The organism is Streptomyces sp. NBC_00454 (genome assembly GCF_041434015.1).
Lineage (GTDB): Bacteria > Actinomycetota > Actinomycetes > Streptomycetales > Streptomycetaceae > Streptomyces.
The window spans coordinates 6,018,140-6,040,829 of the sequence record NZ_CP107907.1 but is presented as its reverse complement, the minus strand read 5'-3'; the positions used below and the strand labels follow the sequence as shown (position 1 = coordinate 6,040,829).

Genomic DNA, 22,690 nt, shown 5'->3' with positions numbered 1-22,690 from the left:
GAGGGAGTCCTTCATGACCGTACCGGCCGCCGTCGGATTCGACGGCCCCGCCCTGACGGTCGTCATCATGCTGACGACCGCAGTCACCGTCGGGGGTGTCTTCCTCGGTGTCCGGTCGGCGTCCCGGAAGCTGCTCGGGATCACGATCGGTCCGCTGCGCGCCCTCTTCGCGGGCCTGGTGGCGCTGGGAACGCTGTCCGCCTTCGGGCAGATGGTGCCCGAGGACGGAAGCCGCGGCGTGCTCACCGCGGTCCAGATCGGGCTGTCCCTGTTCGCCGCGATGATCGCGATCGTGCTCGCCGACGTCTTCCTCCCCCACGGCAGTTGGGCGCTTCCCCTGCAGCTGCTGCGCGGCGCGGGCGCACGGTTCCGACGTGCCCGCCGCTACTCGCAGATCAGCCGGATCCTCATGCGCAACGGTCTGGGCCGGCTGCTGCGCAGCCGCACCCGCCTGGAGCGGGCGATGAGCCCGGGGCCGTTCGGCGAGCAGTCCGCCAGGGCGCTGCGGACCGCGCTGGAGGAGTGCGGTGGAGTGCTCGTCAAGCTCGGCCAGGTGCTCTCCACCCGCCGCGACCTCCTGCCGCCCCATTTCATCGACGAACTCAGCCGTCTGCAGAGCAGCGTGCCCCCGGCGCCATGGCCCGAGGTGGAGGCCTTGCTCCGCCAGGAACTGGGCAAGCCGGTCGACGAGGTCTTCGAGTGGTTCGAGCACATACCGCTCGCGGCCGCCTCCATAGCCCAGGTGCACCGCGCACGCCTGCACGGCGGTCCGACCGTGGTCGTCAAGATCCAGCGTCCCGGCGTACGGGAGATGGTGGAGCGCGACCTCGACATCGTGCTCGCCATCACCCGGGGGCTCGAGGCCCGGGCCCGGTCCGCGCAGTCCCTTGGGTTGCGCGATCTGGGCGACGGCTTCGCCCAATCCCTCCGGGAGGAACTCGACTTCCGCATCGAGGCCCGGAACTCGGGCGCGGTCGCCGGGGCCTGCGGCGGGTTCGAGGCCGATGCGGCGGTGCGCATCCCGCAGGTGTACTGCGCGTACACCTCGGCCCGGCTCCTGGTGCAGGAGTGGCTGGAAGGGGTCACGCTCGACCGGGCCCCGGCCGTCGCCCGGAAGAAGGGCCTGGACCGGGGAGCGATGGCCAGGACCGTTCTGTCGAGCATGCTCCATCAGATCCTGCGGGCGGGCGTCTTCCACGCCGATCCGCACCCGGGGAACATGCTGCTGCTCGAGGACGGGCGGATCGGCCTGATCGACTTCGGCTCGGTCGGCCGGATCGGGCCCCCCATGCGCAGTGCGATCCAGGAACTGCTGGTGTCCATCGAACGCGGCGACCCGGCCAGGCTGCACGACGCCCTGCTCGCCCTGCTCGGCACCAGGGCGACGACGAACGAGGAGCTGATGCCCGATCCGCTGCTGCTCGAGCGGGAGCTCGGGCGGTTCATGGCGCAGCATCTGGGTGCGGGCTCCCAGCCGGACTCCGAGACCTTCACCGCCCTCTTCCGGATGCTGTCCCGGTTCGGGCTCGCGGTGCCGCCGGAGATCGCCGCGGTCTTCCGGGCCCTGGCGACGGTGGAGGGGAGCCTGGCCCAACTCGCCCCCGGGTTCAACCTGCTGGAGGAGGCACGTGCCTTCGCCGTCGAGATGGTCAAGGAGGAACTGAGGTTCCGCAGGCCGCGGCGTCCGGACGCGCAGGACGGTGCGGACGAGAGGTTCGAGCTGCTCGGCTTCCCGTCCGTGATGCACGACATGGCGCACGAGTTCCTCTCCCTGCTGCCGATGCTGCGCCGGCTGCCCCGGCGGGTCGAACGCATCAGCGCCGCCCTGGAGGAGGGACGTCTGGGCGTGAGGGTACGGGTCCTCGCGGACGAGCGGGAACGGCGCTTCGTCACGGGCCTGCTCCACCAGCTGACCGTCACGCTGCTGGCCGCCTGTACCGGCCTGATGGGGGTCATGCTCGTGGTGTTCGGCACCCGGCGCGGACCGCACGTCACCGGTCAGCTGGAGCTCTACCCGCTGCTGGGCTACCACCTGTTGGCGGTGAGCGCGATCCTCATGCTGCGGGCGCTGTACACGGCGATGCGCCGCAGCCCGTAGCGAGAATTTCCCAATGCGCGCAAGAGGCCACCTGCGGCCACCGTTTCCGCGATGCGGGAGCGATGCGGGAGCAGTGCGGATGGCCGATGGCATTCGACTGCCATCAGGCCTTCCGGAGGGCCGAGTTCAGGGCCTGGTGCGGCCCGCCCGGGCTCTCTGCGACCCATTCCGCGGACCTGTGCAACACGTCCCTCCATTCTTCATATTCAATTCCTCGTATTGCGGCCCGAGTTGCACCGGGGATCCCTTGTCGAATCCGCTCCGCGGATGCTTAAGTCGGTCCCGGATTGGGAGACAGGCGAATGAATCAGTAATTCGCCTTCAATAGAGGGCCGTCGAGCCCGAAGAACTCGCCGGTCGACGGAAGCTGATGTCCGTCGACACCACGGACGGCGTCTTCTTCGGGCCCGTCCGGTTGTACAGGAGAGAGCGATGACGATCACTGGAGCACCTCAGCGGCTGATCCCCCGGTGGGTCCCGCCGGGCGACGTCCCCGCGGAGGAGGCCGAGCAGGCCTCGCTGACCCGGCAGATCCCCGTACGGCTGGCCGCGCGGATCAGACTGCTGTCCCGGCGGTCCGCCACCGGGTGGGAGGCCGCCCTCCTCGCCGCCCACACCGCGGTGCTGTCCGCACTCAGCGGCGAGCGCGCCCTCGTGTCCGGATACCTTCCCCCGACCGCCGCCGCCCCGGAGGCCGGCCCGCAGCCCCGTACCCTCGCCCTCTCCCTCTCCCTCCGCGACGAGACCTGGCGCGAGCTGCTCGGCGCCTCCGAGCGGGCGGCCGACAGGCCCGCCGACGGTGCCTTCGAGACCGTGCTGGACCTCGGGCACATCGACGGCGCCTGCGCGGAGCCCGCCCCGGGCACCGTGCTGACCACCACCCTGCGCTACGGACCCGACGGCCCGGCCGTGCTCCTGCGCTACCGCACCGACGTGCTGGACGCCGAAGCGGCCGGCCGCATCGCGGGCTACTACGTGACGGCACTGGAGCAGATGGCGGCCGGGCCGGACACCCCGAGCCGCGCCCGCGCGCTGCTGTCCGATGCGGAGTTCCAGCACCAGATCCACGGGCTCGCCGGTCCCGAGCGGCCGATACCGGACCGCCGGTTCCACGAGCTGTTCGAGGAGCAGGTCGCCCTCAGGCCGACGGAGGTGGCCGCCGTACGGGCCGGTGAGAGCCTGACGTACGCGCAGCTCAACGCCCGCGCCAACCGCATCGCCCACGCCCTGCTCGCCAGGGGGCTGGCGGCCGAGGCGGTGGTGGCGGTGGTCACCGAGCGCAACCTCGACTGGCTGGCCGCGGTCATCGGCATCTTCAAGGCCGGAGCGGCCTACCTGCCCATCGAACCGCACGCCCCGGCGGACCGGATGGCCCGGACGCTGGAGCGCAGCGGCTGCGCGATCGTCCTCACCGAGCCCGGCGGTCCGGGACACCTGGAGCGGGCGGCCGCACCGGACCTGGAGCTCCTCACCGTCGCCGACGCCCACGGCGAGGACCGCTCCGAGGAAAACCCCGGCGTGCCGGTCGCGGCGGACCAACTGGCCTACCTGTACTTCACTTCGGGCTCCACCGGAGAGCCCAAGGGCGCGATGTGCGAGCACGCCGGCTTCGTCAACCACCTCTACGCCAAGATCGACGACCAGGGGATCGGCGAGGGACAGGTGGTGGCCCAGACCGCCCCGCAGTCCTTCGACATCTCGCTCTGGCAGCTCGTGGCGGCCCTGGTCGTCGGCGGGCGCACGCTGATCATCGAGCAGGACGCGGTCCTCGACGTCGACCGGTACCTGGACGCGGTGGAGCGGGGCGGGGTCGCCGTCCTGCAGGCCGTCCCCTCCTACCTGGAGGTCGTGCTCGCCCGGCTGGAGACCAGCCCCAGGGAACTGCCCGCGCTGCGCTGCGTATCGGTCACCGGTGAGGCGCTGAAGAAGGAACTGACCGTGCGCTGGTTCGCGCGGTTCCCGCACATCGCGTTGATGAACGCCTACGGGCTCACCGAGACCTGCGACGACACCAATCACGAGGTGATGACCTCGGTGCCGGTCTGGGACTCGGTGCCGCTGGGCCCCACGGTCGGCAACGTCACCGTCTACGTCGTCGACGAAGAGCTGCGGCCGGTACCCCTCGGTGCGCCCGGCGAGATCGTCTTCTCCGGCGTGTGCGTGGGCCGCGGCTACGTCAACGATCCCGAGCGCACGGCCCAGGCGTTCGGTGAGGACCCGCACCGCCCCGGCCTGCGGCTCTACCGCTCCGGTGACTTCGGACGCCGGCTGCCCGGAGGTTCCCTCGAGTACCTCGGACGCCGCGACGCGCAGATCAAGATCCGGGGCTTCCGGATCGAGATCGGCGAGATCGAGAACCAGCTGCTCAAGCTGCCCGGGGTCCGCGACGGCGCCGTCGTGGTCGTGGAGAGCCCCGATCGGGGCCGCCACCTGGTCGGCTTCCAGACCGGCTCCGATGAACCCGCCGGGGTACTGCGCGAACGCCTGGCGCAGGCGCTGCCCGCCTACATGGTGCCGGGCCGGCTGGAGCGCCTGGACGTACTGCCGCTCACCCCCAACGGGAAGACCGACAAGCGCGCCCTCACCGCCATCGCCTCGGAACTGGCCGCTCAGGAGGCGGAGCAGGGCCACGAGGAGCCCCGTACGGACGCCGAGCGGCGGCTGGCAGCGGCCTGGGAGGCCGTACTGCGGCTGCCCGCGGGCAAGGTCGGACGCAACGACAACTTCTACGACCAGGGCGGCACCTCGCTCTCGGCGGTGCAGCTCGTCGTACGGATGGACCGGGCGTTCACCCTGCGCGATGTGATCGAGCACCCCACGCTGCACGAGCTCGCCGGTCTCCTGGCCCCGGCGGCCGCCCCCGTCGCGGCCCCGGCCCCGTCCCCCTCCCCCGTTGCGGCCTCCTCCCTCCTCGTGTCCCCCTCCACCGACACCGACGCCGACGCGCAGGACGCGACACGGGTCGCCCCGTTCGACGTGACCCGCATCGACGACCGCCCCGCGGTGCTCGAACTCGCCGGCCCCGCCCCGGCCGACCCGGCCGCCTGGGCCGCCGAGCACCGGGCGCGGCTGCGCGCCACCGTGGCGGAGCACGGGGCGGTGCTGGTCAGGGGCCTCGGTCTGCGCGACGCGGACACCGTTGCCCGGTTCGGCCGGGCGTACCTGGACCGGATCATCACGGAACGCGAAGGCTTCGCCCCGCGGCAGGTTCTGGCGGACGGGGTCCACTCCTCCTCCGAATGGCCCGCCGATCAGCCGATGTGCATGCACCACGAGCTGAGTTACGCCCGTGAGGTCCCCGGGACGCTCCTGTTCGCCGCTCTCAAGGCCCCCGCCTCCGGCGGAGTGACCGCGGTCGCCGACTCGCAGGAGGTGCTTCGGGCGCTCCCCGCAGGAATCGTCGACCGCTTCGAGAAGGAGGGATGGTCGCTCGTCCGCAACTACACGGAGACCATCGGGGTCACCCTGGCCGATTCCTTCGGCACGGCCGACCGCGCGGCCGTCGAGGAGTACTGCGAGGCCCGGGGCATCACGTACGCCTGGCAGGACGACGGCGGCCTGCGCACGCGGCAGCGGGCCGCCGCCGTGCTGCGCCACCCCGTCACGGGACGCCGCGGCTGGTTCAACCAGATCGCCTTCCTCAACGAGTGGACCCTGGACCCGGTGATCAGGGAGTACCTGACCTTCGAGTTCGGGGAGGACGGGCTGCCCTTCAACAGCCTCCACGGCGAGGGCGAGCCCCTCGACGAGGACACGGTGCTCACCATCAACTCCGTCTACGAGAAGCACACGCTCCGCGAGCCCTGGCGCGACGGTGACCTGCTGATCGTCGACAACCTCCGGATGGCCCACAGCCGGGAGCCGTACGAGGGCGAGCGCGAGATCGCGGTCGTCCTCGGAGACCCGGTCACCTTCGCGCCGGGCCCCGACGCGCACTGACGGCGCCTCCGGGGCCGGCGTGGCTCCCCAGCACCACCACCACAACCCACCACCCACCACCCAGCAAATGGAGTCGTCATGTCCCCGCAGCCTGTCGTACCGCCCTTCGCCGTCATCAGCGGCGCCCAGGTCGCCGACGTGCTCACCGGCAGCGAGAAGCAGATCGTGGACCTGGTCGAGGACGTCTACCGGCTCCACGGCCGGGGCGACACGGTCAACCCGCCCTCGTACTTCCTGCGCTTCCCCGACCGGCCCAGCTCCCGCATCATCGCGCTGCCCGCCGCCGTGGGCGGCGACCGGCCGACCGACGGCCTGAAGTGGATCTCCAGCTTCCCCGACAACGTCGCGGCGGGCATCCCGCGGGCCTCGGCGGTGCTGATCCTCAACGACCACGCCACCGGCTACCCCTTCGCCTGTCTGGAAAGCTCCATCATCAGCGCGTCCAGGACCGCGGCGTCGGCGGCGCTCGCCGCCGACCGGCTCAGCCGGGGCGAGCGCCCCCGCAGGATCGGTTTCATCGGTACGGGGCTCATCGCCCGGTACATCCACCACTACCTCGAGGCCACCGACTGGACCTTCGACGAGCTCGGCGTCCACGACCTGTCGCAGGAGCACGCCGAGTCCTTCGCCGGCTACCTGGGCGGCCGCCCCGGCAGCGCGCCCGTCGTGGTGCACGGATCCGCGGAGGAGCTGATCCGGGAGAGCGACCTGGTGGTCTTCGCCACCGTCGCCGGCAGCCCGCACGTCCACGACCCGGCCTGGTTCGCCCACAACCCGCTCGTCCTGAACGTCTCGCTGCGGGACCTGTCCCCGGAGATCCTGCTGGCCTCCGCGAACATCGTGGACGACATCGAGCACTGCCTCAAGGCGGACACCTCCCCGCACCTGGTGGAACAGCTCACCGGGAACCGCGAGTTCATCGACGGGACCCTCTTCGACGTCCTCGAAGGCAGGGTCGAACTGCCCGCCGACCGTCCCGTGGTCTTCTCGCCCTTCGGCCTCGGAGTACTGGACATCGCGCTCGGCCGGCACGTCCACGACCAGCTGCGGGACGCGGGCCAACTGGGCGTCGTAGACGGCTTCTTCCACGAGCTCGACCGCTACGGCAACAACGGCTCAGCGGCCCGTTCACAGCACTAGGCCCCGTCGCCCCGAGCCCCGCACCCGCGAGACAGGAGTCGTCGCCCCATGGACAGGTCCGTCGTACTGATCGCCGAAGAGCTCTCCGAGGCCACCGTCACCGCTCTGGGGCCGGACATCGAGGTCCGGTACTGCGCGGGCGCCGACCGGGAGGCGCTGCTCGCGGCGCTGCCCGGGGCGGACGCCGTCCTCGTGCGCAGCGCCACCCGGATGGACGCGGAGGCGATCGCGGCGGGGACCCGGCTCAAGGTGATCGGCCGGGCGGGCGTGGGCCTCGACAACGTCGACGTGGCCGCCGCCACCCGGGCGGGCGTCATGGTGGTCAACGCCCCCACGGCCAATGTCGTCAGCGCCGCCGAACTCACCGTGGGCCTGCTGCTCGCGGTGGCGCGGAACATCCCGCAGGCCGGCGCGGCGCTCAAGGAGGGCCGGTGGCAGCGCAGCCGGTACACCGGGGTGGAGCTGGCCGGCAAGACGCTGGGCATCATCGGCCTGGGACGCATCGGGTCGCTGGTGGCGCGCCGCATGGAGGCCTTCGGCATGCGACTGCTCGCCTACGACCCGTATGTGCGGCCGGAGCACGCCGCCCGGAGCGGCGTACGCGTCACCGGGCTCGACGAACTCCTCGCCGAGGCGGACTTCCTGACCGTCCACCTGCCCAGGACGAGCGGGACGGCGGGCCTGATCGGATTCGACGCACTGCACAAGGTCAAGCCGGGCGTCCGTCTCGTCAACGCGGCCCGGGGCGGCATCGTGGACGAGACGGAGCTGTACGCCGCGCTCAAGGAAGGCCGGATCGCGGGCGCGGCCGTCGACGTCTTCGCCACCGAACCCTGCACCGATTCCCCGCTCTTCGAGCTGGACAACGTGATCGTCACGCCACACCTCGGCGCCGGCACCGCCGAGGCGCAGGAGCGCGCCGGTACGGCCGTCGCCGCATCCGTACGGCAGGCGCTGTCGGGGCGGTTCGTCCCCGAGGCGGCCAACCTGGCGGTGGGCGCCGTCGACGGCGAGCTCGACCCGTGGCTGGTCCTGACCGAGGAGTTGGGGCGGCTGTTCACCGCGACCGCCGACGGCCTGCCGCGGCGGCTGCGGGTGAGGGTCGACGGGGAGATCACCGTCCATGACACCGCGGCGCTGGAGCTGGCCGCGCTCAAGGGCGCGCTCGATGGTGTGGCCGCAGGGGCCGTCTCCTACGTCAACGCTCCGCTGATCGCCCGGGAGCACGGTCTGGGCACCGAACTGATCAACGGAGCCGACGGCGGGGCGCACCACAGTCTGGTCACGCTGTCGGGGGTGCTGCCCTCCGGCGAGGAGGTCTCCGTCGCGGGCACGCTCACCGGGCCGGGCTCCGGCCACAGGCTGGTGGAGGTGTGCGGTTTCACGCTGGACCTCCCTCTCACCGGGACCACCCTCTTCTTCCGTGCCCCCGACGCCCCGGGGCTGGTCGGTGCGGTCACCGAGGCGCTGGACCGCACTCCCCTGAACGCCCTGCGGATCGCGCACGGATCCCCCGACGGGAACGAGGTCCTCCTCGCGCTGAGCGTGAGCGGTCCCGTGGCGCCGGAGGTCCTGGACGCCGCGGCTGCCGGGATCCACGCGACCCGCAGGTGGTCCTTGGAGCAGTCTGCGTGAACACGGACAATCGACAGACCCGACGATGAGGTGCGCGCGAACATGACGACCGGTTTGAGCGGCAACACGTGGTTCCGCAGGTACTCCGCAACTCCCACGCCCCGACGCCGGCTGGTGGTCCTGCCGCACGCGGGCGGTTCGGCGAGCTTCTTCCACGCCTGGGGCCGGTCCTTCGACGCCGATACGGAGGTCCTGGTGGCGAAGTATCCGGGCCGGCACGAGCGGCTCGCCGAACCGTGCATCGACAGCATGGACGTGCTCGCGGACCAGGTCACCGCGGCGTTGCTGCCGTTCGCGGACCTACCCCTGACGCTCTTCGGCCACAGCATGGGGGCCTCGCTGGCCTACGAGGTGGCGCTGCGGCTGGAGGAGCGGCACGCCGTCCGGCCCGCCGCCCTCCACGTGTCCAGCCGCAAGGCTCCGCACCGGCTGACCCCGCGCGACCTCTACCTTCGGGGGGACGCGGCGCTGATCGCCGAACTGCGCAGGCTCGGCGGGACCGACACCGCTCTGCTCGACGACCCGGACATCCAGGAGCTCGTACTGCCGGCGGTCCGGGCGGACTTCACCATCGTGGGCACCTACGGACCGCGCAGCGCCGTCCCGGTCGGCTGCCCCGTCCACGCCTGGATCGGCGATGCGGATCCCTCCACCCCGGCGCGGGAGATGGAGGCCTGGGGCGATGTCGCGCCCCGCGGATTCCGGCTGCGGGTGCTGCCCGGCGGCCACTTCTACCTGGTCGAACAGCACGATGCGCTGGTGCGCGAGGTCTCGGAGCTACTGGTCACCAGCGGCTGACGGGGCTGACGGCAACGCAGCGCGGCGGCACGCCGCGGCCGGGCTCTCGGGGAGAGCGCCGGTCCGCGGCGTGCCGCCGCCGCGCTGGTTCACGTATTCGACGCGGCGATCAGGCTCTTGGGCCGCATGTCGGTCCAGTTCCGCTCGATGAAGTCCAGGCAGGACTGCCTCGCGTCCTGGCCGTGGGCGATGGTCCACCCGAGCGGGACTTCGATGAAGACGGGCCAGAGGGAGTGCTGGCCCTCTTCGTTCACCAGGACGTAGTAGCTGGCGTCGTTGTCCTCAAAGGGGTTCGTCATGGTCGTTCCTCTCCTTCTGCCGTCAATGGGTGTACTGCTCGTGGGTGCTCAGCCCGTCCAGGACGTCCGGGCCGTAGAATTCCCGCACCCAATTGGTGTGGTAAAGCGTGTCGAGATATCGCTCGCCGAAATCGGGGGCGATGGCCACCGCGGTGACCTCGCCCGCCGGCCGGTGCTCGGCGAGCCAGCGGCGCGCGCCGGCGATCACGGTGCCGGTGGAGCCCCCGAACATGAAGCCGGACCTGGCGAGCTGGTGGCAGACCCTGACGGTCTCCGCCTCCGGCACGTGCACGACGTGGTCCACGAAGGACTCGTCGAGCAGCGCCGGACGCACGCCGGCGCCCAGGCCCGGAATCATCCGCAGTCCCGCCGGTACGCCGAAGGTGACGGACCCGACGCTGTCGACCGCGACGATGGTCGTGCCGGGTTGCGTCTGGCGGAAGTACCGGGCGCAGCCCATCAGGGTGCCCGTGGTTCCGGCCCCGATGAACAGCACGTCCAGCTGGGGGAACCGGCGCGCGATCGCGGGCGCGGTGACCCGGTAGTGCGCCTTCCAGTTGTTGGGATTGGCATGCTGGTTCAGCCACACGTACCGGGGGTCGCTCGCACAGCGTTCGCGTACGTAGTCCAGCCGCGCGCCGAGCAGGCCGCGTTCCGGATGCCCCTCGGTGATCACCTTGACCCGGCTGCCCATCGCTTCGATCAGCAGCCGCGTGGCCAGGTTGCACCGGGCGTCGGTGACGCACTCGAAGTCGTAGCCCCTGTTGGCGGCGATCATGCTGAGCGCCACGCCCAGGTTGCCGGACGAGGACTCGATCAGGATGGAATCGGAGCTCAGGAGCCCCTGGCGCTCGGCGGCGTCCACCATTTCGGTGGCGGCCTTGAGCTTGATCGAGCCCGCGAAGTTGAAGCCCTCGCACTTGAGGTAGACCGGGAGGCCCATCGTGGAGTGGAGGTCCAGGTAGAGGTCTTCCTGATTGAACTGCTCAGGAGCGTCCACTATGGGCAAGCCTCAGCCCCCCGAACCGTAGACGTGTCCTTGCATGGCGGTGCGCGAAATGAATTCGGACCGTCGCATTTCAGTCGACATGGGTTGACCCTAGATATCGACCCGGTCGTGGCGCATTCGCCCTTCGAATACCTCTATATGGAGTTCGCATGGGCGCCGGACCGACCCGGCGCCGCAGGACCTTCCGCTCAGTGGTGCTCGAGCACGCGCTCCGGCCGGACGGGCGCGGCCGTCCGGCGCCGGTGGTACGCGATCGCCGTGGCCGCCAGCAGCGGGGCCCAGGCCACCAGCGGGAGGTAGCAGGCGACGAGGACGGTGTCCTGGGTCGCGGAGGTCGTGAGGCTGCCCGAAGCCAGGCTGTTCGACTGGACGATGCCGACCAGGATGCTCAGGAAGAAGAGCGCGGCCGCACCCAGCAGTGCCGGTACCACCGCCGCGAGCGGGCGCACCGGACGGCCGCCGATCAGCGGGATCCAGCGCGGCACGACCTCGCCCCAGGGCTGCACCAGACCGAGCGTCAGCAGGGCGAGCCCCTCGGAGACCGCCGTCAGCGTCAGGACGTACGCAACGCCCCAGCCGGTGTGCACGGGGTCCTTGGCCACCGGGAGCCCGATGACCAGGGCGATCCGCCACAGCCCCGAAGGCAGGGTGACCAGCGGTACGGCGTAGGCGGTGAGGACGGCCCAGCGCGGTACATCAGGAAGTACGTTCCTTCTCAGCATGTGATCCATTCTCATCACGGGGCCGTCGCCGGACCTCCACCTACGGGGCCATTCGCCTCCCCCGCACGGGGGAGGCCTCGGCGCTGAACCGTATGAGCGGGGTGTCCGCCGGGCGCGGGGAAACCCGTACGGATGTCCTCAAGAGGACATGAGGGAATGCGATCGGGCCGGTTCCCTGCGGAAGTTCCGGGGCGACTGTCAACAACCTGTCGGCAATCGAAGTCGGAGCCTGCTATTCCGTGCCGGCACGCAAGACTTGGAAGAAATGGTGCTGACCTGCCGCGAACCCGCGGCTCCGCACCCTATCCATTTCCAAAGGAGCGTCATGTTCGGACGGATAGGACGGTTCTCCGTCAACCGGCCCTGGCTGACCATAGTGTCCTGGATCGTCGCGACGGTTGCCCTGGCCACCCTGGCCCCCGAGCTGAAATCCAGTACGGACCAGGCGGACTTCCTGCCCTCCCGGTACGAGTCGGCTCAGATCATGAAGATCAAGGAGGAGTCCTTCCCGCAGCAGGAGTCCCCGGCGGCCATCGTGGTCTTCCAGCGCAACGACGGCGCCGCGCTGACGGATGGTGACAAGGCCACCGTCGCGAAGGTCACCGCGGACCTGCAGGCCAAGCGGTACGAGAGCTTCAAGACCATCGCAACCTCGCCCGAGGCGGTGTCCAAGGACGGAAAGATGGCGCTCGCGAGCGTCGTCTCCGCCGAGAAGGACCCCGCGGCCGAAGCCGGTCTGGAGTCGCTGCGCCGGCTGCGCACGGACGGCAGGGCCCAACTCCAGGGCAGCGAGCTGAAGATGGGCGTCACGGGTCCCACGGCGTTGATGGTCGATGCCAAGGACGCGGCCGGTGACACCGACGCCATGATCATGATGGCCACTCTGGTCCTGATCATCGTGCTGCTCGGGGTCATCTTCCGCAGCCCGCTCATCGCCCTCCTGCCGGTGCTGATGATCGCGCTGATGTTCATCTCGGCCAACGGCCTGATCGCGACCGCGAGCGAGCTCTTCGGCCTCGAGGCGGACGCGAGCAACTCCGCGATCCTGATCGTGGTGCTGTTCGGCGTGGGATCCGACTACATCCTGTTCCTGCTGTTCCGCTACCGCGAGCACCTGCGGGCCGGACAGGAGCCCAAGCAGGCCCTCATCGACTCCGTCTCGCGGGTCGGCGAGACGATCGCCTCCGCCGCCGGCGCCGTGATCGTCGCCTTCCTGGCCCTGGTGTTCTCCACCATGGGCAACATGCGTGCCATGGGCCCCTCGCTGGCCATCTCCGTCGCCGTGACGCTCGTCGCCGCGCTGACGCTGGTGCCCGCGGTCTTCTCGCTCCTCGGCACGAAGGCGTTCTGGCCCTCCAAGGCCTGGAAGCGGGCCCCGAAGAACCGGCTGGCCGGCAAGGTCGGCGACATCGCCTCCCGGCGCCCCGCCCTGGTCGCCGCCGTCGCCACGGGCCTGCTCGCCGTGCTCGCGGTCGGCGCCCTCGGCTTCAAGCCCGGGTTCGACCAGGAGAGCACCCTGCCCAAAACCCTGGAGTCGATCCAGGTCAACGCCGATCTGCAGAAGAGCTTCTCCGCCGGCGAGACCGAGCCGAGCCTGGTCTTCGTCAAGTCCAAGGAGGGCGCACCGCTCGACAAGGCCGCCCTCGACACCTTCCGGCAGTCCATCGCCGCGGTGGACAACATCGGGGACGTCTCCCCCGCCGTGCTGAGCCCCAAGGGCGATGTCGCCCTGTACAGCGTGGTGCTGAAGTTCCGGCCCTCGTCCGACGAGGCCATCGAACTGGTCGCCGGGGACCTGCGCGACGCGGTGCACGCGAAGGCGCCCGAGGGCTCGAAGGCGCTGGTGGGCGGCAAGACGGCGGTCCTCGCCGACATCGAGGACGCCGTCAAGCACGACTACGGGCTGGTCTTCCCGATCGCGGCGCTGGCCATCATGCTCATCCTGGGCCTGCTGCTGCGCAGCGTCGTCGCCCCGCTCTACCTGATGCTGGCCGTCGGCCTCGGCTTCACCGCGACCCTCGGCTCGGCGGTCTGGCTGTTCCAGAACATCAAGGGTGAGGACGGACTGCTGTTCTCGCTGCCGATCGTCGTGTACCTGTTCGTCGTCGCCATCGGCACCGACTACAACATCCTCATGGTGGCGCGACTGCGCGAGGAGGTGCAGGCCGGACGGTCCACCGCCGAGTCGGTGCGGCTCGCCGTCTCCCAGTCGGCGCCGACCATCGGTTCGGCGGCCGTCATCCTGGCCGGCACCTTCGGCGTCCTGATGCTGGCCGACAACTCGATGCTCCAGCAGATGGGCTTCGCGGTGGCGTTCGGCATCCTGCTGACCGCGTTCATCATGGCGCTGCTGCTGGTGCCGACGCTGACGGCGCTGATCGGCCCGAAGGCATGGTGGCCGGGCAACCGCTCCGGACACCCTTCCGACGTCCGTGAGCAGCCCGTCGTGGAGCCCCGCCAGGAAGAGCCGGCCGTCACCGGCAGCCACTCCTAGCACCGACGGACAAAGGGCCGGGCGGCAACCTCGAAAGAGGTTGCCGCCCGGCCCTTCGTGCATCCTCCGCTCCAGCGCGGGGCGCGGCTTGCCGCCCTACGGAGGCGGTGCCCGGGTCCGGGCTGCTGAGCCGGAGGCTGAGGGTCAGGCCTCGGCCGGGCTCCCGTAGGCCCCGGGAGGGAGCCTGCCCACCCGGCACCCGGCACCCGGCACCCGGCACCCGGCACCCGGCACCCGGCACCCGGCCGACAACGCGAAACGGCCCGTCGGAGAATCCGACGGGCCGTTTCGAAAGGTCGTCACCGTGCCCGCTCCCTGGGGCTGACTTCGGCGAACGCGCTGCGGTAGTAGGCGAGTGGTTCGCTCGCGCCCAGGTGGGTGGCCCGGTGGACGTTCGCGAGCAGGATCAGGTGGTCACCGGCAGGGATGACGCGGTCCAGCCGGCATTCGATGACACCGAGGGAATCGGGGAAGGCCGGGGCCCCGCCCGCTCCTTCGACGACCGTGAGGCCGTTGAACTTGTCGTCCAGCTTCGAGGCGAACCGCCCCGCCAGCCCGTCCTGGTGCGAGCCGAGCACGTTCACCGAGATCCAGTCGGCCTCGGCGAACGCCGGCGCGCACCGCGCCGACCGGTCCAGACAGACGGAGATCATCGGCGGATGCATCGAGACCGAGGTGAAGGAGCTCGCGGTGAACCCGTACGGAGCCCCGTCCACCTGCGTGGTCACCACCGAGACCCCGGACGGCCACATCTTCATGAGGTGCCGGAAGTCCTGGCTCACGTCGGTGTGAGGAGCCGCGGGTGCCACGCCGAGCGCGGTCATCGGGCCACCTCGCTGCCCGCCTCGAGCAGGGCGTCCAGGCTCTCCGGCGTCTTCAGCGGATGGCGTACGGCATCGGGGAGTTCGCGTCGCACGAGACCGGTCAGCGCACCGGCCGGAGGAAGTTCGACCACGACGGACACCCGGGCCTCGCTCATGGCCGCCATGCACAGGTCCCAGCGCACCGGTGCGGTGAGTTGCGCGACGATCCTGGCGAGCGCGTCAGCGCCCGAGCGGACCGGCCGGCCATCGGAATTCGACAGCAGGGGCCGGATCGGATCGTGGGTGGCGATGTTCCCGGCGGCGGCCGCGAGGGCCTCCTGCGCGGGCTTCATGAAAGGGGTGTGGAAGGCGCCCGCGACCTTCAGGGCGACGACCCTCGCACCCTTGGGCGGAGCGGCGGAGAGTTCGTTCAGGGCGGCGGATCGGCCGGCGGCGACGATCTGCCCGGCTCCGTTGCGATTGGCCGGGGTCAGGCCGAGTTCGACGATCCGATCGCACACCTCGACCGGATCCCCGCCCAGGACGGCGGCCATACCGGTCGGTTCCAGTCCGCAGGCCACGGCCATGGCCTTGCCGCGGACCGCGGCGAGAGCGATGGCGTCCTCGGCCGAGATCACCCCGGCGACGGCAGCGGCGGCCAACTCGCCGACCGAGTGCCCGACCACGACGGTATCGGACGAGAGGGTTCCGGTGGACTGCAGGCGGTGGAAGCCGATCAGGGCGGTGGCGACGATCAGCGGTTGCGCGATCGCCGTATCGACGAGTTCGCCCGCTTCGGCAGTGGTCCCCAGCCGGAGCAGGTCCAAGCCGCATATCTGCGACCAGCGTTCGAGCTGGGCCTCTGCGTCCGGGGACAGCCAGGGCACGAGCATGCCGGGTTTCTGCGCGCCTTGTCCCGGTGCCAGGACGGCCGTCGTAGCTAAGTCGGCCGGTGGTTCCGTACGGGTGAGCAGGTTCGATGCTTGGGTCATATCGAGCTTTCGCATGGGTGGGTTGACGGCTGTACCGATGTGTTCACTCGGCCCAGGCCCGGGAGTGAAACGGCGCGGAGATGAGAGCCGGCATGATTCTTCGGTGGAACGGCTTGACCAGCGCGAAGTAGCCGCGCCCGACCCGGTCGGAGAACTGGACCTGGGTGGTGAAGCTGCCGCACTGCCGCACCGGGTCGACCTCGAACAACGACCGGAACACGAAGTGCTTGTCGGTGTTTCCGCACTCCACCAGTTCCGGGGACACGGACTCGATGACCAGGGGCCCGAACTTGCGGCCCACCTCCAGGTGGACCGGCTGCCCGTAGTTGCGCTCCTGGGAGTTGAAGCCGAACGGAGCGGCCACCCGGTCCCGCATCGACAGGGCGAGGTCGAGCCACCGTGGCGCCGATTCCAGGACCAGCGAACAGAACCGGGGCGCGTCCATCGGTTCGGGGAGCGCGACGCTGTACTTGTCGACGTAGTCGATGCGGCCGAGGTGGTTGGACGTCATGGCGTGTGGTCCTCCGGACGGTCAGCGGGCGGCCGCGATGATGGATTCCACGACCGTCACCTGCTCCCCATTCAACAGGGTTCGTCCCGACATGAACGCGGTTCCACGGATGCTGCGGTCGAACCGGATCTCGTGGACGAGTTCGTCGCCGGGGAACACGTCGCGCAGGAACGTCACCCCCTCCGCCTTGGCGAAGTAGAGCGTCCCGGCCGCTTCCGGGGATCCGGCCTCGCGGTGCAGCCACAGGGCGGCGGCGGCCTGGCCGAGCGATTCGACGATCAAGGCGTGGGGGTAGGCCTTCGAACCGGTCGCCTCGGTCTCCTGGAAGCACGGCTCGTCGATGCCGATCGACTTGTACCCGGTGGCGCTGCTGCCGTCCTCGGCCACTTCGAGCCGGTCGATCATCAGGATCGGCGGCCGGTGCGGCAGCAGGTTCAGCAGCGCCGGAGTGTCGTAGCTCGTGGTCGTGGTCGTGGTCGTGGTCATGAGTAGGACATCCTCGCTGTGAATTTCTTCTCCGCTTCCGATGTGTCGGCGCGGCCAAGGAAGTTGGCGCCGGTGAGCTGCCCCTCGGGCGAGTAGCGCAGCGTCAGCTCGATGCGGATGCGGTCACCGGGCAGGGTCGGCGCGGAGAACCTCAGGGAGTTCAGGCGGTCGAACGGCCGCTCGATGGCCGGGCACTGACTCACGAGCTTCTCGCACAGGTCGAGCAGGAAGACTCCGGGGTAGACCGGGTTGCCCGGGTAGTGCCCGGACAGGTACGGCTCCACCGGACCGATGGTCTTGATCGCCGTCGCACCGGTGGAGGTGGTTTCGACGTGGTCCAGCGCAGTGGTGCTGGAGGCCCTCGGGTGGCTCACAGCGAGGTCCCCCCGTCGATCACGATCGTCTGCCCGGTGATGTAGCTCGCGCCGGCGCTGTGCAGGTAGCCGACCAGCCCGGCGACGTCCTCGGGGCGCCCGATCCGTCGCAGCGACACCTTCTTGACCAGCGCCTTGACCTGGTCCGGGGTGAACGCCGCCGTCATGTCCGACTCGATGAAGCCGGGCGCGACGGAGTTGACGCGGATGCCGGAGCGGCCCAGTTCCTTCGAGAGGGACCGGGTCATCGCGTCGATGCCGCCCTTGGTGGCCGAGTAGTTGAGCTGGCCGGGGTTGCCGTACACGCCGGCGACGCTGGAGATGTTGGTGATCACGCCGAACTGGGCGCGCATCGCGGGCAGGGTGTAGGCCCGGGTGAGGTTGAAGGTACCGGTGAGGTTGGTCTCCACCACCCGGTCCCAGGCCTCGTCGGGCATCGTCGCGGCCGCGCGGTCGTCGGTGATCCCGGCGCAGTTGACCAGGTCGGTGATGACGGTCTTCTCGGCCTTGAACTCCGCGAACAGCGCGGCGACGGCCGCCCGGTCGGTGGTCTCGCAGATCCGCAACTCGCTGCCGGGCGAGACCGCGTCGAGGTTCTTGGCGACCTGCTCCGCGCTCTCGCTGGGCGAGCGGTGGATCCCGATGACCCGGATCCCGTCCTGGGCCAGCTGGAGGGCGATCGCGGCGCCGATGCCGCGGGATGCTCCGGACACGAGTGCCGTCCGCGGCAGCTCCTTGCCCTTGCCCTTGCCGTCCTTGCCGATGGTGTCGTTGCTCATGCCTGTTCCACCTCGCTGTTGTTGAAGGAATTCAGGTACGCGTGCGCCGGGTGCCGCTCGTCGGGCCGGTCGGATCCGGTGAACCGGGCGCGGAACGTGGTCGGCTCGGCCTCGGCGGGCTCGGCGGCGAGCCCGCGCCGCCGCAGCTCGGGCATGACCGAATCGATGAACTGCTGGTACGAGCCGGGGAGCGTGTAGTTGATGATGTTGACGCCGTCGATCCCGGCGTCGGCCCACACCTGGATCGCGTCGGCGATCTCTTCCGGTGTACCGACGATCCGGCCGGCACTGCGGTGGATCCGGGCGATGTCGCGGACCGTGGGCTCCCGGTCCGGGATCGCCTGCTTGAGCCAGCCGACGACGGATTCGGTGCCGCGCTGGCGCAGGTCGCTGATCGGCTGGTCGAGGTCGGCGAAGCCGAGGTCGACGCCCATGATGCCGCCGGCGAAGGCCACGTAGGCGGAATCGTCGAGGGTCTCGTCCAGGCGGGCCGCCTCGGCCACGGCGGCCTCGTGGGTGTCGCCGACGACGAAGGTCAGGCCCTGCAGGATCTTGATGCCCTGGGGATCGCGGCCGCAGGCCTCGGCGCGGCGGCGGATGTCCGCGGCGTCGCGTCCGGCGATCTCGGGGGTCGGCGCCAGCAGGAACACGACCTCGGCGTGCTTGGCCGCGAAGTCCCGGCCCCGCGCGGAGGCCCCGGCCTGGAACAGGAACGGAACCCGCTGCGGGCTGGGCGACACCAGGTGCGGGCCCTGCACGGAGTAGCGCGGACCCTTGTGGTCGATGCGGTGGACGTGGCGGGGATCGGCGACGGTACCGGCGCTCTTGTCGAGCAGCAGCGCCTCGTCGTCCCAGGAGCCCTGCCACAGCTTGTAGACGACCTCCATGTACTCCTCGGCCCACTCGTAGCGCTCGTCGTGGGCGACGAGTTCCTCGAGGCCGAAGTTGCGCGAGGCGTTGTCCGACATCCCGGTGACGACGTTCCAGCCGATCCGGCCGCGCGTCGCATGGTCGAGCGTCGAGATCTTGCGCGCGAATTCGAACGGGTGCAGCTGGAGGATCGAACTCGTGAAGGCCAGGCCCAGCCGCTGCGTGGCCGCCGCCATCGCCGACACGAGCACCATCGGGTCGTTGCAGGGGATGTGCAGGCCGGAGGCGACGAACTTCTCGATGCCACCGGCGTAGTCGTGCACCAGGCCCGTCATATCGGCGAAGAACATCATGTCGAACCCACCCGCTTCGAGGGTCCGCGCGAGGTCGACCCAGAGGTCGAGCTCGTTCATGCGGGTCTGCTCCGCCTCCGGCAGGGTCCAGGCCCCGTGCTGGAGGTGGGAGACGGTGTTCTGCAGGAAGGCCGAGAAGAACAGCGGCTTGGCCGGGCTGGCCTGGTCGGTCTGGTCGGCCGGACTGTGGTCGGTGTTTGTCATTCGGATTCGCTTTCGGGGTTGGACGCGTTCCGCGCGGCGGCCCGCAGGTTGACCAGGGCGATCAGGGTCGTGGCCACCGCGCCGGCCAGGCCGATCCAGCGCAGGCCGTCGCGCACCGCGTCGGCGGTGAGGTGCTGGCCGACGGAGCGGGTCATGATCAGGCTGAGGACGCCGATGCCCACGGAGGTGCCGAGCTGGCGGGTCATCGTCAGAATGCTGGCCGCGGTGCCGTAGTCGTCGCCGGAGGTGTGCGCGAACGCCTGCGCCGAGGTCGCCGGGAACGACAGGCCCACGCCGATGCCCAGCACCACCGTCGGCACGATCGTCGCCAGTGCGCCCGGCCGGGAGTCGGCCAGCATGACCCACAACAGCGTCAGGCCGATGCCGCAGATCAGCATGCCGACGCCGATGGTGGCCGCCTGGCCGATGCGCTCGCCCACCTTGCGGCCGGCGCCGGCGAACACGACGAGCATCGCGCTCATCGGCAGGTAGTGCAGACCGGTCGCGGTAGGGCTGAGGCCGGCACCGTACTGCAGGTAGTACGACAGGAAGAAGAACAGTGAGAACACCGCGAAGCCGCTGACGAAGCCGGTCAGCAGGCTGCTGCGGAACTCCCGCTCCCGCCGCAGCGTGACCGGGACCAGCGGCCGCTTCGAGCCGGCTTCCCCGGCCACGAACACCACGGTCCCGACCAGGGTGAGGCCGAACATCGCCAGCACCCGGACGTCCGCCCAGCCCCAGCTCGGGCCCTGGATCAGTGCGAGGGTCAGGGCGAAGGTCGAGACCGCGAAAGCGGCGACGGAGACCGGACTGGGCAACGCCTCGCGGCGCCGCCCGCCCGGCGCCGGGGTGCGCAACAGCAGCGCCACCAGCACCGCGACCACCGGCAGGTTGATGAGGAAGATCCAGGTCCAGCCGATGTGCTGGACGATGAGCCCGCCCACCAGCGGACCGACGGCGGTGGACAGGCCGCCGACGGCGCTCCACAGCGCGATCAGCTTGGTCCGCGCCGCCGGCTCGGCGAATACGAAGATCATCGCCAGGGACAGCGGCAGGATCAGTGCCGCGCCGACACCCTGCACGGCACGGCCCACGAAGATCATCGCCGTGCCGTGGGTCCCGCTGGAGGCGGCCAGGGTGCACGCGAGCGATCCGAGGCCGAACACCGCGCCGCCGACTCCGTAGAGCACCCGGATGTCGCGTAGGTCGCCGAGGATGCCGGCGGGCACGATCAGGGCCGCCAGGGCCAGTACGTACAGGCTGACGATCCACTGCGATGCGCTGATCCCACCGCCGAGCGCCCGCTGGATGTCGGGCAGCGCGACGTTGACGATGTTGGTGTCCAGCAGGCAGATGAACACGCCCACCACGGAGGCGGCGATCGCCGCCTTCGAGGTCCGGACCTGCTCGGTGGGGGGCAGTGCCACTGCGGAGGTCATCCGCAGCCTCCTGGTGAGTCGGCGTCGAGGGACTCGGCGTCGAGGGACTCCGTCAGCCCGCCGGTCTCGGGCATGTCCACCGGCTCGTCCGGCTGGCTGAACTTGCCCGTCTCGAGCCACTGGTCGTAGCAGGACAGGAACCAGCCGACCCGCTCCATGCCCCAGAAGCGCTGGCTGCCGGCCTTGAAGTACGGGATGCCGAAGACGTCGTCCTTGTAGGCGCGCACCAGTACCTCGACGCCCCGGGCGGCGACGTCGGCGTCCCTGTGCGCCCGGGCCAGCTCGGCGTCCAGCCCGGCGGCGGCGAAGAGGCCCGCGATGTGCTCCTCGTCGCAGATGTCCTCACCGCGGCCCCAGCGGGCGTCCATGAGGGTGCGGTAGACGGCCGGCCGGTCCTCCGCGGAGGCGGCCAGCCATGCCAGGTGCGGGACCTCCCAGCGGGGCGAGCGGTCGACCGGCCAGACCATGGCGAGCCCGAGGCGGCGGGTGAGCCGCTTGGTGTCCTGCAGGATGTACAGGTGCTTGGCCCGGCTCATCTGGGTGTAGTGGTAGTCACCGCGCTGCGCCGTGAGCGCTTCGAGGGTTTCCGGAGCCGGGTCCCAGTAGGGCAGCAGCTCGCTGGTCTCCAGCACCTCGGGCCGGGTCTTCTCGATCAGCTGCAGGCTGATCCAGCTGAAGGGGCTGCGCAGGGAGAAGTAGATGCGCGGCGGCTTGGCGGGCGGGCGGGTCACTTCGGCTCCCCCCGGGTCAGCGCCTTGATCGTGGTCTCGTCGAGCCGGGCGAGCGAGCCGGCGGCCTCGCCGCGGCTGATCGCATAGCCGTGCTGGATCTCGCCGCGGGCGGTGCACACCCAGCCCTCGGCCTCTTCGGTGTAGGTCGCCCAGCCGGCGTTGAAGACCACGTCGCCGATGACGTCGTCGACCTTGAAGTAGGTCCGCATCCGGGAGCCCATCCGCGCCGGGGCCAGGACCTCGATGGAGTACTTCGCCACGACCGGGATCCACGCGCGCTCGGCGAGCAGGTCGGGGATGGCGAGCCCCACGTGGGCCAGGTACTCGTCGACGACGGTCTCCACCGTGCGGACGTAGCCGCGGTAGGACAGCACCTCCGAGCGCTCGCAGTAGTAGTAGGGAACGACCCACTCGTGGGCGAAGGCGTCCGGGGTCCCGGCGCCCGACAGGCTGCCGGAGCGGGGCTTGGCCGCGCTCGAAAGCGTGCCCTGCGCAAGGTTGTCCAGGACCGGGGCGAGCCGCTCGGGGTCGCCGGCCGGCGCGCTCAGCACGACCTGGTACCGGCCCTTGAGCGCGAGCTGGCCGCTGCGCAGGTTGTCGATCTCGATCGTGGCGCTGAGGCGGTCCGCCTCCACCCGGGTCAGGGCGACGATGCGGACCGCCAGCCGGTCGCCGAGCTCGATCACGCTGGTGAGCGCGACCCGGGACGCGACGACCTCGAACGAGCCGCCGTCGATGACCAGTTGGCGCGCGTCCACTCCGGACGCGGTCAGGTATTCGCGGACGGCGTCGGAGACCACGTACTCGAAATGCTTGAATCCGATCCAGGTCCGGATGTTCGCGCCCTCTCCGGACGCGATGGTGTCGTAAGTGAAGATCATGCTCAGCTCATTTCCGTGAGGAGAGACCGGGCTCGTTTTCCCGGAGGCTGCGACGGCGGATTGCAGGCCGAATGCGCAGGCGATACGGATGTCCCGTCGAGCGGCGCCGGCAGGGGATGTCCCCGCCGCGCGG

At 70.5% G+C, this 22,690-nt stretch carries 19 protein-coding genes; 6 read left to right on the top strand and 13 right to left on the bottom strand.

What is annotated here, in order from left to right:
- Positions 1–13: 13 nt before the first annotated feature.
- From OHU74_RS27840 to OHU74_RS27820, 5 genes are all read left to right on the top strand, one after another.
- On the top strand, positions 14–2,098 hold the full coding sequence (locus OHU74_RS27840; protein WP_371618393.1) for an ABC1 kinase family protein: 2,085 nt from the start codon (positions 14–16) through the stop codon (positions 2,096–2,098).
- Between the two features lie 432 nt (positions 2,099–2,530).
- Positions 2,531–6,037: an amino acid adenylation domain-containing protein gene (locus tag OHU74_RS27835; RefSeq protein WP_371618392.1), complete on the top strand. Its 3,507-nt coding sequence runs from the start codon at positions 2,531–2,533 to the stop codon at positions 6,035–6,037.
- Positions 6,038–6,115: 78 nt separating this feature from the next.
- A complete protein-coding gene (sbnB, locus tag OHU74_RS27830; RefSeq protein WP_371618391.1) occupies positions 6,116–7,177 on the top strand; it encodes a 2,3-diaminopropionate biosynthesis protein SbnB in 1,062 nt (353 codons plus the stop codon).
- A 48-nt stretch (positions 7,178–7,225) separates the two neighbouring features.
- Complete coding sequence (gene serA / locus OHU74_RS27825; RefSeq protein ID WP_371618390.1) at positions 7,226–8,812, top strand: phosphoglycerate dehydrogenase; 1,587 nt, start codon at positions 7,226–7,228, stop codon at positions 8,810–8,812.
- A 42-nt stretch (positions 8,813–8,854) separates the two neighbouring features.
- The gene (locus tag OHU74_RS27820) at positions 8,855–9,610 is read left to right on the top strand and encodes a thioesterase II family protein (protein WP_371618389.1); all 756 of its coding nucleotides are present in this window, start codon (positions 8,855–8,857) and stop codon (positions 9,608–9,610) included.
- A gap of 89 nt (positions 9,611–9,699) precedes the next feature.
- On the opposite strand, the gene OHU74_RS27815 is transcribed toward OHU74_RS27820, so the two are convergent.
- From OHU74_RS27815 to OHU74_RS27805, 3 genes are all read right to left on the bottom strand, one after another.
- Positions 9,700–9,909, bottom strand: a complete 210-nt coding sequence (locus OHU74_RS27815) for an MbtH family protein (protein ID WP_371618388.1) — start codon at positions 9,907–9,909, stop codon at positions 9,700–9,702.
- A 22-nt stretch (positions 9,910–9,931) separates the two neighbouring features.
- A complete protein-coding gene (gene sbnA, locus OHU74_RS27810) occupies positions 9,932–10,918 on the bottom strand; it encodes a 2,3-diaminopropionate biosynthesis protein SbnA (protein WP_371618387.1) in 987 nt (328 codons plus the stop codon).
- A gap of 188 nt (positions 10,919–11,106) precedes the next feature.
- Complete coding sequence (locus tag OHU74_RS27805) at positions 11,107–11,640, bottom strand: hypothetical protein (RefSeq protein WP_371618386.1); 534 nt, start codon at positions 11,638–11,640, stop codon at positions 11,107–11,109.
- Between the two features lie 325 nt (positions 11,641–11,965).
- On the opposite strand from OHU74_RS27805, the gene OHU74_RS27800 reads away from it, so the two are divergent.
- On the top strand, positions 11,966–14,134 hold the full coding sequence (locus OHU74_RS27800) for an MMPL family transporter (RefSeq protein WP_371618385.1): 2,169 nt from the start codon (positions 11,966–11,968) through the stop codon (positions 14,132–14,134).
- 299 nt (positions 14,135–14,433) lie between these two features.
- On the opposite strand, the gene OHU74_RS27795 is transcribed toward OHU74_RS27800, so the two are convergent.
- From OHU74_RS27795 to OHU74_RS27750, 10 genes are read right to left on the bottom strand one after another with little or no spacing between them, the layout of a single operon-like run.
- On the bottom strand, positions 14,434–14,958 hold the full coding sequence (locus tag OHU74_RS27795) for a flavin reductase family protein (protein WP_371618384.1): 525 nt from the start codon (positions 14,956–14,958) through the stop codon (positions 14,434–14,436).
- Entirely contained in the window at positions 14,955–15,944 is a 990-nt protein-coding gene (locus OHU74_RS27790; protein WP_371618383.1) for an ACP S-malonyltransferase, read from the bottom strand. The genes OHU74_RS27795 and OHU74_RS27790 overlap by 4 nt, the downstream gene beginning before the upstream one ends.
- 28 nt (positions 15,945–15,972) lie before the next feature.
- A complete protein-coding gene (locus OHU74_RS27785; protein WP_371618382.1) occupies positions 15,973–16,440 on the bottom strand; it encodes a DUF2867 domain-containing protein in 468 nt (155 codons plus the stop codon).
- Between the two features lie 21 nt (positions 16,441–16,461).
- The gene (locus OHU74_RS27780) at positions 16,462–16,926 is read right to left on the bottom strand and encodes a 3-hydroxyacyl-ACP dehydratase FabZ family protein (RefSeq protein ID WP_371618381.1); all 465 of its coding nucleotides are present in this window, start codon (positions 16,924–16,926) and stop codon (positions 16,462–16,464) included.
- The gene (locus OHU74_RS27775; RefSeq protein WP_371618380.1) at positions 16,923–17,300 is read right to left on the bottom strand and encodes a hypothetical protein; all 378 of its coding nucleotides are present in this window, start codon (positions 17,298–17,300) and stop codon (positions 16,923–16,925) included. The genes OHU74_RS27780 and OHU74_RS27775 overlap by 4 nt, the downstream gene beginning before the upstream one ends.
- Entirely contained in the window at positions 17,297–18,079 is a 783-nt protein-coding gene (locus OHU74_RS27770; protein ID WP_371618379.1) for an SDR family oxidoreductase, read from the bottom strand. Before OHU74_RS27770 ends, OHU74_RS27775 begins: the two co-directional genes overlap by 4 nt.
- The gene (locus OHU74_RS27765) at positions 18,076–19,506 is read right to left on the bottom strand and encodes an NtaA/DmoA family FMN-dependent monooxygenase (protein ID WP_371618378.1); all 1,431 of its coding nucleotides are present in this window, start codon (positions 19,504–19,506) and stop codon (positions 18,076–18,078) included. Before OHU74_RS27765 ends, OHU74_RS27770 begins: the two co-directional genes overlap by 4 nt.
- A complete protein-coding gene (locus OHU74_RS27760; protein ID WP_371618377.1) occupies positions 19,503–20,945 on the bottom strand; it encodes an MFS transporter in 1,443 nt (480 codons plus the stop codon). The genes OHU74_RS27765 and OHU74_RS27760 overlap by 4 nt, the downstream gene beginning before the upstream one ends.
- A complete protein-coding gene (locus OHU74_RS27755; protein ID WP_371618376.1) occupies positions 20,942–21,676 on the bottom strand; it encodes a DsbA family protein in 735 nt (244 codons plus the stop codon). Before OHU74_RS27755 ends, OHU74_RS27760 begins: the two co-directional genes overlap by 4 nt.
- Positions 21,673–22,557 (bottom strand): hypothetical protein, encoded by an 885-nt coding sequence (locus OHU74_RS27750; RefSeq protein WP_371618375.1) that lies wholly within the window; start codon positions 22,555–22,557, stop codon positions 21,673–21,675. The genes OHU74_RS27755 and OHU74_RS27750 overlap by 4 nt, the downstream gene beginning before the upstream one ends.
- Positions 22,558–22,690 lie beyond the last annotated feature (133 nt).